The sequence below is a fragment of the Corynebacterium sp. HMSC22B11 genome (genome assembly GCF_001815965.1).
Classification (GTDB): Bacteria; Actinomycetota; Actinomycetes; order Mycobacteriales; family Mycobacteriaceae; genus Corynebacterium.
Genome location: NZ_KV823470.1, coordinates 43860 through 56593 on the forward strand (window position 1 = coordinate 43860; position 12734 = coordinate 56593).

Consider the following 12734-nt stretch of genomic DNA (forward strand, 5'->3'; position numbering starts at 1 on the left):
AACATTCCAACTTCTAGGAGGAAGCACATGTCTATCGACGACATCAAGGGCAAGGCAAAGGAAGCTTTCGGCGACGCAACGGGCGACGAGTCCACCAAGGCTGAGGGCAAGATCGATCAGGCTAAGTCCGATCTGCAGGACAAGGCTAACGAGGTCAAGGACAAGGCTGCTGAGGCCTTCAACGACGCGACCGACAAGTAAAGAATTTTCCCTCGTTTAAGCCCCTGGGCGTGAGCCCCGGCGCTTAAGCCGAAAATTTTTGAGGCTCCCAACCGGTTTTCCGGTGGGAGCCTTTCTTGTCGTCGCGTCGCCTGGGCCCGGGGCGAGCCCGGGTTCTTAGCCTTCCGTGGGCTCCTCCTCCGGATCGCCCTCCCAGAAGCCGAAGCGCTTCAACCGCTCGCGGTCGGCCGCCGAGGTCGAGCCCGTGAGCTTCAGCAGTTCGGAATAGATGCCCCCGGAGGTCGCCAGCTCCGCGGGGGAGCCAACCTCGTCGACGCGGCCCTCGTCCAGGGTGACGATGGTGTCCACGTTTGCGATCGTGGATAGCCGGTGGGCGATGACCAGCGTGGTGCGTCCCTCCATCAGCTGCTCCAGGCCTGCCTGGACCACGCGCTCGGCCTTGGTATCCAGTGCGGAGGTGGCCTCATCCAGTACCAGTACGGGTGCGTCCTTCAACATCGCGCGGGCCACCGCGATGCGCTGTTTCTGGCCACCGGAAAGCCGCAGGCCCCGCTCGCCGATGACCGTGTCGTAGCCATCGGTGAAGCCCATGATGAACTCGTGCGCATTTGCGCGCTTGGCGGCGTCCTCGATCTCCGCCTGGCTGGCATCCGGGGTGGCGTAGGCGATGTTCTCCCGGATCGTGCCGGAGAATAGCGCCGGCTCCTGGAAGACCACGCCCACCGAGGATCGTAGTTCCGCGCTGGTCAACGTCGAGACGTCCTTACCGCAGACGGTGAGCGTCCCAGCAGTGGGCTGGTACAGGCCCAGCAGGAGGTTCACCAGGGTGGACTTCCCGCCGCCGGACTCGCCGACCAGCGCCACCGTCTGGCCCCGCTGGGCGCTGAAGCTCACATCGTGGATGACAGGCTCGCCGGGCAGGTACTCGAAGTCCACGTCCCGGAACTCGAACACCGGCCCGGACTCCGGGGCGGAGAGCTGCGGGACGAGCGCGGCGTCCACGGTCTCCTGGTCGACGAGCATGCTGCCTCCCGGCCGGGAAGCGTCCCGCAGGGCGGGGGCCGTCGTCGGCTCCTCCAGTTCCTCCATTGCCTCGAAGTACTCGCGGGAACCGGCGGCGGCGCGCTGGGCGGTGTCCACCAGCCAGCTCATCATGCTGGCCGGCTGGCGGGCCATGACTACCAGCTGCAGCAGCAGAACCATATCGCCGAGCGTGAAGCGCCCGTTGATCGTCTGCCAGAACAGGGTGAGGTAGATGGCGAAGAAGATGATGTTCATCCCGCCCATGCGGAAGATGTCCATCATGTGCCAGTAGCGGGACTGCACGCGGGTGATCTGCACGGTGTCGTCGAAGTGCTTCTGGAAGATACGCAGCTCGCGCAGCTCCGTGACGAAGGACTTGACCACCTTCACCTGCCCGATGACCTCAGCGAACCGGCCCTGGGCGGTATCGATGTGTTCGTTTTTCTCCTTCTCCCAGACGATCCACTTCCGGCTCGTCAGCGCGGTGAGCCACAGGTACATCGGGAAGATGATGGCCAGTAGCAGGGCCAGTGGCCAGTAGTAGATCGCGGTGATGACCAGGATCATCGCCACCGTCAGCAGCATCGAGAAGAAGTTATTGGCGAAGGACTGCAGGAACTGGGTCAGCCCCAGGATCGAGCGGTCCAGCCGCGAGATGATGGTGCCCGTGACCTGCTTGTCGTAGTAGCTCTGCGGCAAGCTGAGCAGCTTCGCGAAGTAGCGGTTGGAGAGGATCTGCCGCATTCGGGTGGCCATCACGTCACCGAACCAGCCGCCGATGTTGCGCACCAGGTTATTGGCCAGCTCCACCCCGAGCAGGGCCACCGCCAGCCAGATCACGGTCTGCAGCGCGGTGTCGCGGGAGAGCTCGCCCTGTACCGAGGCCACGATCGTGTCGGTGGCGTTCTTCACCAGGAATGGTGCGGCCAGAGCCAGGCCGGCGGTGAGGATGCTCGAGATCATCACGATCACGTAGAAGGGCATGAGCTCCTTCGTGGACCGCAGGATCCTGCCGAAAGCGGCAATCATGTACTCGGGTGCTCCTTCGTTGGGCTTGAGGTCTAACAACCAAGAAGCCTAGCTAAGAGGGCAGACAAGTCTTAAGCGCTCTCTCCGAAGCTCGCCGCAGCGATCCGATCCAACGCCTGAGTGAGAATCTCCCGCGAGGTCGCGAAGTTGATCCGCAGGTGTCCGGCCCCACCGGCGCCGTAGATGGCACCCGTGTTAAAGGCCACCTTCGCCCGCTGAAGGATCTGCTCCGCTGGATCTGTTGGTCCCGCCGGATCCGTCGACGTTTCGCTGTCCGCGCCCGTGGTCGCACCCAGCCCCGGGACGTCGCGGACATCCACCCACAGCAGGTAGGTCCCCTCCGGGCGATGGAATGTCGCGCCGGGCAGGATCTCGGGCAGGCGGCGTTCGAGCAGGTCGAGGTTGCCGCTGAGGTAGTCGATCTGTTCCTCCAGCCAGCCGGACTCGTCGCGGTAGGCGGCGGTCGCGGCGGCGATCCCGATGGTGGATGCCTCCCCGGTGCGCAGCTTGTGCACTCCGGCCATGATCTCGCGGTCGCGCGGGGAGCTCAGGATCATTTGGGCGCACCGGAGGCCGGCGGTGTTCCACCCCTTCGACGTGGCGGTGACCGTGATGGTGTTCTCTGCCGCGATCTCGCTGACCGAGGCGGCCGGGGTGTGCTGGTGTCCCGGATAGACGATGGGGGCGTGGATCTCGTCGGAGATGACCCGCACGTCGTACTTCGCCGCCAGCTCCACGACGTCGCGCAGTTCCTCCTTGCTGAACACCCGGCCGAGCGGGTTATAAGGATTACACAGGATCAGCGCCCCGGCCGGCGCAGTTGAGTTTTCCTCTTCCGCTTGCCTGTTGTTTCCCGCCCCCTTTTCGACGACGACGCGCCCGCGGGTGGTTGCGGTGCCGGATGCGAAGGCCTCCTCCAGGGCTGCGAGGTCGAAGCGGCCCTCCGGAGTCATGGCGACCTCGATTGCAGGCCGACCGGTGACGCCGGGAATCTCGAAGAAGGGGTTATAGGCGGGCACGGGCAGCACGATCGCGGAGCCAGCGGGGGTGAGTTCCTCGACGGCGATTTTCACGCCCGTGACCACGTCGGGGACAGAGCGAACCCAGTCGGGGGAGAAGCTCCAGCCGAAGCGGCGCTCGTAGAAGCCGGCGAGCGCTTCCCGCAGCTCCACGTCGTCAGCGGAGTAGCCGAAGTATTCGCGGTCCACGCAGTCCTGGATGGCGTGGGCAACGGCGGGGCAGGTGTGGAAGTCAGACTCCGCGACCCACATGGGGATGACGTCATCCGGGTAGCCGCGCCACTTCTTCGTTCCGCGGCGGCGCAGTTCCGCCAGTGTGGGCAGTTCGAGTGTGCTGGAGTTGTGGCTAGTCATGGGCAACAGTGTACGCACCTGGTTGGGGGGTATAGACAACTCTGTCTATGTTCCGGGCGTGGGTGGTTAGCTAGGATGAGTTTCTATTGAACGCCAGATTGAGAGGTGGGTAGGGAAGCGACCTGCCTGTCGTGGCCCGGTGACTATCCCTCCCGTGACTGATGAAGGAAGGTCAATATGAAGAATAAAACTCTGCGGATCGGCGCAGGCATCGTCGGCGTGACCCTGGCGGCAGGCCTTGTCGCGTGCTCGGAGGAGGATACCGCTGCCCAGGGTGGGCGCACGATCGACAACTGCGGCATGGAGATCTCGATCGAGGAAAAGCCGGAGCGCATCGTCACCCTGCGCCAGGCCACCACCGAAAATCTCTTCGAGCTGGGCCAGAAGGACAAGATGGTCGGCACCAGCTCCCTGCGCGACAAGGTCCAGCCGAAGTGGCAGGAGGCCTATGACAGCATTCCGGTGCTGAACAAGACCGTCGCGACCGCGGAACAGGTGCTTGACGTGGACCCGGACTTCATCGTCGCCACCCAGCGCGGCAGCTTCGTCGAAAGCCTCACCGGCACCCGCGAGTTCTGGGCAGATAACGGGGTGCGCACCTTCGTCTCGAATACCGACTGCCCGGCGGATGGTACGACCGGCTTCGAGAACCTCCAGAAGGACTACGAGCAGCTGGGCCAGATCCTCGGCGCAGAAGACGAGGCTAAGAAGCTGATCGACCAGACACAGGAGGCCGTCGATAAGGCGGATGTGAACTCCGGCAAGTCCCTCGCCTTCCTCTTCAACATCAACGACGCCGCCCCGTGGGTCGACGGCCGCTATGGCATCTCCAACGACATCGCGAAGCTTACCGGCTCGACCAACGTCTTCGAGGACCTCAAGGAGGCCCGCAACGAGGTCAGTTGGGAGGCTTTCGCGGAGAAAGACCCGGACTACATCGTCGTCGCTGACCTCTCCGGCCGTGGCCTGCCGATGGATACCGCGCAGGAGAAGATTGACGAGCTCAAGCGCGAGCCTGCGACCAAGAACATGAAGGCGGTGCGCGAGAACAAGTTCATCGTCGTCCCGGGCGTTGGCCTGGACCCGTCCGTGCGCTCCATCGAGCCGCTGGAGATCATCGCCAAGGAAGTCTCCAAGGACGACTAGCTCCTAGGCGCCCGCCCACCGGCCCCACGGTCGTGTCTGGGCGGGTCGCTACACTGGAGCGCATGTTAGATTTCGACACGCCTTCCAGCCTTCCCTACGAGCTGCCGGACTTCGCCAACGTCGAGGTCAGCGAACTCGTTCCGGCCTTCTTCACCGCTGTGGATGATCACGCCGCAGAGATTGCCGCCATCGCGGGGAACCCCGAGGAGCCGACCTGGGAGAACACCCTGGAGGCGCTCGAGACCTCCGGGCGGATGCTCGACCGCGTGCTCGCGGTGATCTTCAACTATGCCGGCACGATGGCCACCCCGGAGATTCGTGACGTTGAGGAGGCGGTCTCCCCGCCACTGGCGAAGCACTTCTCTGAGCTCTACCTCAATGAGGCCCTGTGGGAGCGCATCAAGCGGGTCGACGAGAACACTCAGATTGAGGAGGGGAGCGAGGAGGCTGCGCTCATGGCCTACTGGCGCCGCAAGTTCCGCCGGGGTGGGGCGGAACTCGCCCCGGAGCAGCGGGATGAGCTCAAGCAGATCGACGAGAGCCTCGCCGAGCTATCCACTCGCTTCGGCCGCGTCCTGCAGGAGCAGACCGAGGCCTCCGCCGTGTTGATTACCGAGGAGTCGGAGCTCGCCGGCCTCAGTGAGGCCACCCGCGAGGTGCTGGCCGCTGATGCGAAGGAGGCCGGCAAGGAAGGCTGGCTTATCCGGCTCGGCCTGCCCAGCGTGCAGCCCATCCTGGAGTCCCTCGAGAATCCGGAGGTCCGCCGCCGGGTTTACGAGGCCTCCTTGCAGCGGGCTGCCGCAGCCAACGATGAGACCCTCAAGGAGATCGCCCGCCTCCGCGCCCGCCGCGCAGCGCTCCTGGGCTACGCCTCCCACGCGGACTTCGTGGCGGAGGAGGAAACCGCCGGTTCCGTCGATGCCGTCAAGGGGCTTTTGAACCAGGTGATTCCCGCCGCGGTGAGCAACGCCCACGGCGAGTACAAGCGACTGCTGGACAAGCAGGCTGTCTCCGCCGGTGCTGCCGGCGAGGAGAACCCGGAGCTGACGGGCGCGGACTGGGCCTACTGGTCCGCCCAGCTGAAGCAGGAGGAGCTCTCGGTCGACGAGGAGGAGCTGCGCAGCTACTTCCCACTGGACCAGGTCCTCATCGACGGCGCCTTCTACGCCGCCCAGCGCCTCTATGGCATCGAGGTTGTCCGCCGCGCAGACCTCGAGGGCTACCACCCGGAGGCCCTGGTCTGGGAGGTCCGCGAAGGTGCGGACAGCAGCTACCCGGGAGCGACCCCCGGGGAGGGCATCGGCCTGATCATCACGGACATGTACGCCCGCCCGACCAAGCGGGGAGGCGCGTGGATGAGCAGCTTCGTGGATCAGTCCGACCTGCTGGGAACCAAGCCGGTCGTCGTCAATGTCCTCAATGTGGCTAAGCCGGCCGAACTCGCGCCGGGCGAGGTGGGGCGGGCGCTGCTCAGCCTCGACGAGGTGGCCACCGTCTTCCACGAGTTCGGCCACGCCCTGCACGGGTTGCTCTCCGAGGTTCGCTACCCGAGCCTGTCCGGCACCTCCGTGCCGCGCGACTTCGTGGAGTTCCCCTCCCAGATCAACGAGAACTGGGCCCTCCAGCCGGAGATTCTGGCCAATTACGCCAAGCACGTGGATACCGGCGAGGTGTTGCCCGCCGAGCTGGCCGCCGCCGTCCAGAAGCAGGCGCAGTGGGGCGAGGGATTCGCCACCACCGAGTACGTCGCCGCCTGCGTGGTGGACCTGGCCTGGCACCAGCTCACCGAAGACGAGGCTGCCCAGGTCACGGACATCGCCGCCTTCGAGCGCCGCGCGCTCGAGGAGGCTGGCATTGATATCGCGGATAAGATCGCCCCGCGCTACCGCTCCGCCTACTTCAATCACATCTTCGCCGGCGGCTACTCGGCGGACTACTGGTCTTACCTCTGGGCGGAGGTGCTGGACGCCGATGGTTTCCAGGCCTTCGTCGACACCGGGGCCGCCCGGGAGGCTGCGTTGGACGCTGACGATGGGGCGACGACCAGCGGTGCAGATGCTGACGAGATCGATCCGGACGACGTCCGCTTCGCTGGGGAACGCTTCCGCCGCATGATCCTCTCGCGCGGTGCGACTATCGACTACGAGGATGCATTCTGGATGTTCCGTGGCCGCCAGCGCAGCGTCGAACCACTGCTGCGCCGCCGCGGTCTGGCCGGTGCGGTTAACGGCTAAGCGTCCGCAACGAGTAGATTCTCGGTAGAGAGAACATGAATTGGCTGATCAACGCCTCGGTATGGATCCAGGCTCCGGTGGTGGTGGCATTCCTGCTTGCCTTCGCCGGGGGCACCTCCTGGCTGCTCAACAAAGTGCTGTGGGGGATCATCCCGCGCAGCGCTGAGGAAGCCGAGGTCCTGGGGCCGGAGAGCGTGAAGCTGCTGGCAGCGCAGGTTGAAAAATCTGCGACCCCGGGGCATGCCCAGCAATCCTCGGGTGCTCAGCCAGAGGGTGGCGCCAGCGCCGAGGATGGGCGCGGCGGTGAACAGGAGAGTGTGTAGGAAACCATGAAGCACCATTCGAAGGTTCGGCAGGCCCTTGCCCTGCTGCTCGTGCTCCTTCTCGTGGCGTGGCTCGCGACTAACGTCCTCTAAGGTCCTCACCCCTCGGCGGTGGGGGAGGCCCGCAAAGATGCGCTACTCGGGAAAATCGGCGTTTTAGTGATCTACACCACTTATGTGTGTTTTTATAGCTGTAGCGAAATCTATTACTGAGCTACGGTCCACAAAGGAGAATGATGAGGACGGAATACACCTCAGAACCGCTGTATACCATCGGCGAGAACGAGACGATTCTGACCGCGCTGCGTGACCTGCAGAAAGATCACCCAAGCGTGGTTTCCTTCAGTCGCCCCAAGAACTTCGACTGGGAGGATGTCACCACCACCCAGTTCCTCGACGAGGTTTACGCCGTCGCCCGCGGTCTCATCGCCAATGGGGTGAAGGCCAAGGACCGCGTCGTCATCATGTCGGAAACCCGCTACGAGTGGTCGCTGCTCGACCTGGCGATCCAGGCGGCTGGCGCGATCTCCGTGCCGATCTACCCCTCCTCCTCGACCTCCCAGTGCGCTTGGATCGTGCAGGACTCCGGCGCCAGCTTTGCCGTCGGTGAGACCCAGGAGCACTGCGAGCGCCTCGAGAACTTCATCCCTGAGGACGGCACCCCCACCGAGAAGGAACCACTGACCCGGGTGCTGGGCTTCAACCGCGGCGCCGTCGACATCCTCATCAACGACGGCCGCGATAAGAAGATCTCCCAGGACGAGGTCGAGGCCCGCATCGCTGACGTGCGGACCAGCGATGTCTGCTCCATCGTCTACACCTCCGGTACCACCGGCCGGCCCAAGGGCTGCATGGTGCTGCACTCCAACTGGCTCAGCGAGGCCCGCGGTCTGGAAACCCACCCGATCGGCCGGCTGGGCATGCCGGGCAAGAGCGCGGTGACCTTCCTGCCACTGGCCCACGTGCTCTCCCGCGCGGTGTCCTACCTGCTGCTCATCACCGGCTGCACCCAGACCCACTGGTCGGATTTCGGCACCCTGGTCACTGAGTTCCAGCGCTCCAACCCGAACCTGATCCTGGGCGTGCCGCGTGTCTTCGAGAAGGTTCACGCGGGGATGCGCGCCAAGGCCTCCGATGGATCCAAGGTCGGCGAGAAGCTCTTCGAACGCGCCGAGAAGATCGCCGTGGAGTACTCCAAGGCGCTGGACACCCCGCAGGGGCCGAGCTTTGCCCTGAAGACCAGCCACGCCATCTTCGACAAGCTGATCTACTCCAAGGTTCGCGAGGCTATGGGCGGGGAGCTGGAGTACGCCATCTCTGGCGGCTCGGCACTCAACACGGAGCTCATGCACTTCTTCCGCGGCGTCGGCGTGTACATCTACGAGGGCTACGGACTGACCGAGTCCACCGCCGCCATCACCGTGAACTTCGAGCCGGATAACATCATCGGCACCGTGGGCCGCCCCGTCGGTGGCAACACCGTCCGCATCGCCGACGATGGCGAGATCCTGCTCAAGGGCGACGTCGTCTTCGGTGGCTACTGGAATAACGAGGAGGCCACCAAGGAGGCCTTCGACGAGGACGGCTTCTATGCCACCGGCGACCTGGGTGCCCTGCTGCCGACCGGCCACCTGCGCATCACCGGCCGAAAGAAGGAAATCCTCGTCACCGCTGGCGGCAAGAACGTCTCCCCGGGTCCGCTGGAGGACATCCTGCGCTCCGCCCCGCTGATCTCCCAGGCCATGGTCGTGGGCGATGACCAGAAGTTCATCGGCGCGCTGATCTCCCTGGATGAGGATGCGGTGGAGGGGTGGAAGGCCCGCCACGGTATCTCCGCTGGCACCTCTATTCGCGAGCTGGCGAAGAATGCGAACCTGCGTGGCGAGGTTCAGGACGCGATCAACGAGGCCAACCAGTCGGTCTCCCACGCGGAAGGGATCAAGAAGTTCCGCATCGTTCACCGCGATTTCGAGGAGGAGCGCGGCGAGGTCACTCCGTCGATGAAGCTCAAGCGCTTCATGGTGGAGAAGAACTTCGCCGACGACATCGCCTGGATCTACTCCGAGAAGTAGCTGCCCGGCTCTCCATCGCCGCCCCGCCGGGTGGCGCCGGGAGCCGAAAGCTCACATAAATCCCGGGACACGGCCAAGCCTCCCGGACGTACCCGCATCACTCACATAATGTGATGCGGGTACAGCCTTTTATGCGCCGCCCTACAGGGAAACGGAAGCTAGAAGGCGAAGTGCCGGTTGTCGTGGACGAAGCGAAAAAAAGGGAGGTCACGTGCACTACGATGCGTCGCTGCGCGTGCGCGACCTCACCCAGAACATCTACGACATCGGCGATGAAATCGCCGAACATATCGAGCACATTGCCCAGGCCATCGCGGACTGGGATGGCGAGCTCGTTGAGGACTGCCTGCTCGAATTCACCTCCGTCGTGCGCCAGGGGCGCAAGGAGGTTCGGCCGGGGCTCGCGGAGCTCAACGGCCTGCGCCAGGCCTTCGTCTCCGGCGTGCGCAGCGGCGAGATGTCCAATACTTTCCACCACCCCGGGCGCACCCTGTCCTTCCTGCGCAAGGGTGCACCCACACCACCGTCCGCGGATGCTGGGGCTGGAGCCGGGGCGACGTCCTCATCGCGGGACGCTGACGACGGAGCCCGGCCACAGATGGCGACGACCGTCGGCTGGCGGCTGTGGCTGCGCGAGCGCAATGAGGAACTCATCGGGGAGTTGGAGAAGCTCGCCGAGTGGGTTGTTCAGCAGACCGACCTGGCCATCAACGCGCAAGCCGTGCTGTTGCCACAGGTCTTCAACGAGGCGGAGAAGCGCACCCGCCAGATCGTGGCGCACTGGCAGGAGGGCGTGGCCAAGCAGCCCGCCGTGGCACAAGCCATGCGCGGGGAAGCCCCGCCGCAGTTCCTCGCCGAGCGGGCTCGTATTGAGCAGCTCATCGCAAAACTGACGAAGCGCCGCGGCCGGGTAGTGTAGCTGGGCATGACCAGCGGGCTGTATATCCACGTGCCGTTCTGCGCCTCGCGCTGCGGCTATTGCGACTTCAACACCTATACCCCCGCAGAGCTGGCCGCCGACCCTGCCAGCATGGGCTCTGCCCAGGGGCGCACTCCGGCGGGCTACCTCGACGCGCTTGAGATCGAACTCGAGTTGGCAGCAGGGGCCTGGGACCGGCGGGGACTCTACGAGGGGGATTCGGACCCCGGGGTGAGCACCGTGTTCTTCGGCGGCGGCACCCCCTCCATGCTGGGCGCCGATGGGCTCGTGCGCGCCCTCAACGCGGTGCGTCGCACTGTCGGCCTGGCCCCGGGGGCGGAGGTCACCACGGAGGCTAACCCGGAGTCCACGAGCCCGGAATTTTTCGCGCGCCTCCGGGAGGCGGGATTCACCCGGATCTCCCTTGGCATGCAGTCGGCGGCGGGGCACGTGCTGAAGGTCCTGGAGCGCCAGCACACGCCCGGCCGCCCGGAGCAGGCGGTGGCGGAGGCCAAGGCCGCGGGCTTCGAGCACGTGAACCTGGACCTGATCTATGGCACTCCCACCGAGCGCGACGAGGACCTGGCCCGCAGCGTGGACGCTGTCATCGAGGCGGATGTGGACCACGTCTCCGCGTACTCCCTCATCGTCGAGGACGGCACCGCGATGGCCCGCAAGGTCCGCCGCGGGGAGCTGCCCGCTCCGGACGAGGACGTCTACGCCGACCGCTACCGCATGATCGATGAACGCCTCGTCGAAGCTGGTTTCCAGTGGTACGAGGTTTCCAACTGGGCCAAGCCGGGCGGGGAGTGCGAGCACAACCTCATTTACTGGCGAGACGGTCAGTGGTGGGGTGCGGGCCCGGGAGCCCACGGTTGCGTGCGGTTACAAGAGGACGCGGCGGCGCAGTACCTGCCTGCCGAGGCTGCGGAGCGCGTGGGAGCGGAATACTTCTCTGGCATCACCCGCCTGGTCAACGCCAAGTACCCCGCCCGCTACTGGGAGGCCCTCATTCAGCGCCACGCCCTGCCCGCGGTGACCTTCGAGCCGCTGAGCCGAGCCGACCTGGCCACCGAGCACCTGATGCTGGGGCTGCGACTGCGAGAGGGAGTCGCGCTCGCCGGGCTGGCGGGAGCCGAGGCGGAAATCGAGCGTTACCAGCGCCTGGGGCTGCTCGCGGTTGACGCGAACGCGCAGCGTCTGCGGGTCACGGAGCAGGGCCGCTACCTGGTCGACGGCATCGTCACCGATCTGCTGCTCGCCATGGAGTGATCATGGAGTGAATCCAGCCTTTCGCCTAGGCTGGGGGAGAAACAGAATAGATGGTGGTGAGCAATTTTCCGTGACTAATCGCGTGCCAAAGAACCGCGCGTCGCTGTCGACCCAGCAACGCCGCAGCGAGGTGCTGCGCGCCATTGTGTCGGACTACATCTCCCTGCAGGAGCCCGTGGGTTCCAAGATGCTCCTCGACCGGCACCAGCTGGGGGTGTCCTCCGCGACGATCCGCAACGACATGGCCGCCCTCGAGAAGGATGGCTACATCACCCAACAGCACACCAGCTCCGGGCGCATCCCCACTGCGAAGGGTTACCGCCACTTCGTGGACGGCATCCACGCGGTTAAGCCGATGAGCATGCCGGAGCGGCGAGCGATCCTGGACTTTCTGGAGCACGGGGTGGACCTCGAGGACGTCCTGCGCCGCAGCGTTCAGTTGCTGGCTCAGCTGACCCGCCAGGTGGCGGTCGTCCAGCTGCCGGATATGCGCATCGGCCGGGTGAAGCACTGCGAGCTCGTGCACCTTTCCACCCACCGCCTGCTCGTCGTCCTCATCACAGACACCGGGCGGGTCGACCAGCGCAACGTCGACCTCGCGGAACCGCTCGCCGAGTCCGACCTGCCGCGCGTCCGCGACTTGGTGAACCACAGCGTCGTCGGGCTGACCCTGGAGGAGGCCTGCGCGAAGATCGCCTCCCTAGCCCAGGAGGCCCGGTCGAAGACGGTGCCCGCGGAGCTGCGGCCGGCCCTGATCGCGGTGGCGACCGTGCTGATGGAGACCATGGTGGAGCGCCCCAACGACCGGCTCATCCTCGCTGGGACCCCGAATATCGCCCGGGTGGGGGAATTAACCCCGGTGCTCGAAGCGTTGGAAGAACAGGTCGTCGTTCTCAAACTCCTCTCTGGGGTCCGCGACATGGGTATCCAGGTCAGCATCGGCGAGGAAAACGAGGACGAAGAGCTGCGCAGCGCCTCGGTGATCTCCACCGGTTACGGCGCGGAAAACGCGGTCATGGGCGGGCTCGGTGTGCTGGGCCCAACCCACTTGGACTACCCCGGCACGATGTCTAAGGTGACCGCAGTGGCGCACTATGTATCCCGGATTCTGGCCGGGGAGTAGACTGCAAGTTTGGTTTCGATAGCGAGCAAAGGGGATAAAA

The 12734-nt window shown here is 65.2% G+C and carries 10 protein-coding genes; 8 read left to right on the plus strand and 2 right to left on the minus strand.

Features of this window, described 5'->3' with window-relative positions:
* The first annotated feature begins 27 nt into the window (after window positions 1–27).
* On the plus strand, window positions 28–201 hold the full coding sequence (locus tag HMPREF3088_RS10040; protein WP_083317280.1) for a CsbD family protein: 174 nt from the start codon (window positions 28–30) through the stop codon (window positions 199–201).
* A 135-nt stretch (window positions 202–336) separates the two neighbouring features.
* Here HMPREF3088_RS10040 and HMPREF3088_RS00675 read toward each other — a convergent pair whose 3' ends face one another.
* Window positions 337–2232, minus strand: a complete 1896-nt coding sequence (locus HMPREF3088_RS00675; protein WP_070757630.1) for an ABC transporter ATP-binding protein — start codon at window positions 2230–2232, stop codon at window positions 337–339.
* Between the two features lie 71 nt (window positions 2233–2303).
* Window positions 2304–3605, minus strand: coding sequence for a MalY/PatB family protein (locus HMPREF3088_RS00680; protein WP_070757632.1), 1302 nt, complete (start codon window positions 3603–3605; stop codon window positions 2304–2306).
* 177 nt (window positions 3606–3782) lie between these two features.
* On the opposite strand from HMPREF3088_RS00680, the gene HMPREF3088_RS00685 reads away from it, so the two are divergent.
* The 7 genes from HMPREF3088_RS00685 (at window position 3783) to hrcA (ending at window position 12694) form a co-directional block, all read left to right on the plus strand.
* A complete protein-coding gene (locus HMPREF3088_RS00685) occupies window positions 3783–4751 on the plus strand; it encodes an ABC transporter substrate-binding protein (protein ID WP_246817965.1) in 969 nt (322 codons plus the stop codon).
* Window positions 4752–4813: 62 nt separating this feature from the next.
* Window positions 4814–6985: a M3 family metallopeptidase gene (locus HMPREF3088_RS00690; protein WP_070757634.1), complete on the plus strand. Its 2172-nt coding sequence runs from the start codon at window positions 4814–4816 to the stop codon at window positions 6983–6985.
* Window positions 6986–7020: 35 nt separating this feature from the next.
* Window positions 7021–7308, plus strand: a complete 288-nt coding sequence (locus HMPREF3088_RS00695) for a hypothetical protein (protein WP_070757636.1) — start codon at window positions 7021–7023, stop codon at window positions 7306–7308.
* A 236-nt stretch (window positions 7309–7544) separates the two neighbouring features.
* Window positions 7545–9380, plus strand: a complete 1836-nt coding sequence (locus tag HMPREF3088_RS00700) for an AMP-dependent synthetase/ligase (RefSeq protein WP_070757812.1) — start codon at window positions 7545–7547, stop codon at window positions 9378–9380.
* Window positions 9381–9591: 211 nt separating this feature from the next.
* Window positions 9592–10299, plus strand: coding sequence for a hypothetical protein (locus HMPREF3088_RS00705; protein ID WP_070757638.1), 708 nt, complete (start codon window positions 9592–9594; stop codon window positions 10297–10299).
* A gap of 6 nt (window positions 10300–10305) precedes the next feature.
* Entirely contained in the window at window positions 10306–11571 is a 1266-nt protein-coding gene (gene hemW, locus HMPREF3088_RS00710; protein WP_070757640.1) for a radical SAM family heme chaperone HemW, read from the plus strand.
* A gap of 70 nt (window positions 11572–11641) precedes the next feature.
* Window positions 11642–12694: a heat-inducible transcriptional repressor HrcA gene (gene hrcA, locus HMPREF3088_RS00715; RefSeq protein ID WP_246817966.1), complete on the plus strand. Its 1053-nt coding sequence runs from the start codon at window positions 11642–11644 to the stop codon at window positions 12692–12694.
* The last annotated feature ends 40 nt before the right edge of the window (window positions 12695–12734 follow it).

Bases quoted from the DNA above. Each gene is read 5' to 3' on its own strand.
- HMPREF3088_RS10040 (WP_083317280.1), top strand. From the start codon at position 28: ATGTCTATCGACGACATCAAGGGCAAGGCAAAGGAAGCTTTCGGCGAC.
- HMPREF3088_RS00675 (WP_070757630.1), bottom strand. From the start codon at position 2,232: ATGATTGCCGCTTTCGGCAGGATCCTGCGGTCCACGAAGGAGCTCATG.
- HMPREF3088_RS00680 (WP_070757632.1), bottom strand. From the start codon at position 3,605: ATGACTAGCCACAACTCCAGCACACTCGAACTGCCCACACTGGCGGAA.
- HMPREF3088_RS00685 (WP_246817965.1), top strand. From the start codon at position 3,783: ATGAAGAATAAAACTCTGCGGATCGGCGCAGGCATCGTCGGCGTGACC.
- HMPREF3088_RS00690 (WP_070757634.1), top strand. From the start codon at position 4,814: ATGTTAGATTTCGACACGCCTTCCAGCCTTCCCTACGAGCTGCCGGAC.
- HMPREF3088_RS00695 (WP_070757636.1), top strand. From the start codon at position 7,021: ATGAATTGGCTGATCAACGCCTCGGTATGGATCCAGGCTCCGGTGGTG.
- HMPREF3088_RS00700 (WP_070757812.1), top strand. From the start codon at position 7,545: ATGAGGACGGAATACACCTCAGAACCGCTGTATACCATCGGCGAGAAC.
- hemW (WP_070757640.1), top strand. From the start codon at position 10,306: ATGACCAGCGGGCTGTATATCCACGTGCCGTTCTGCGCCTCGCGCTGC.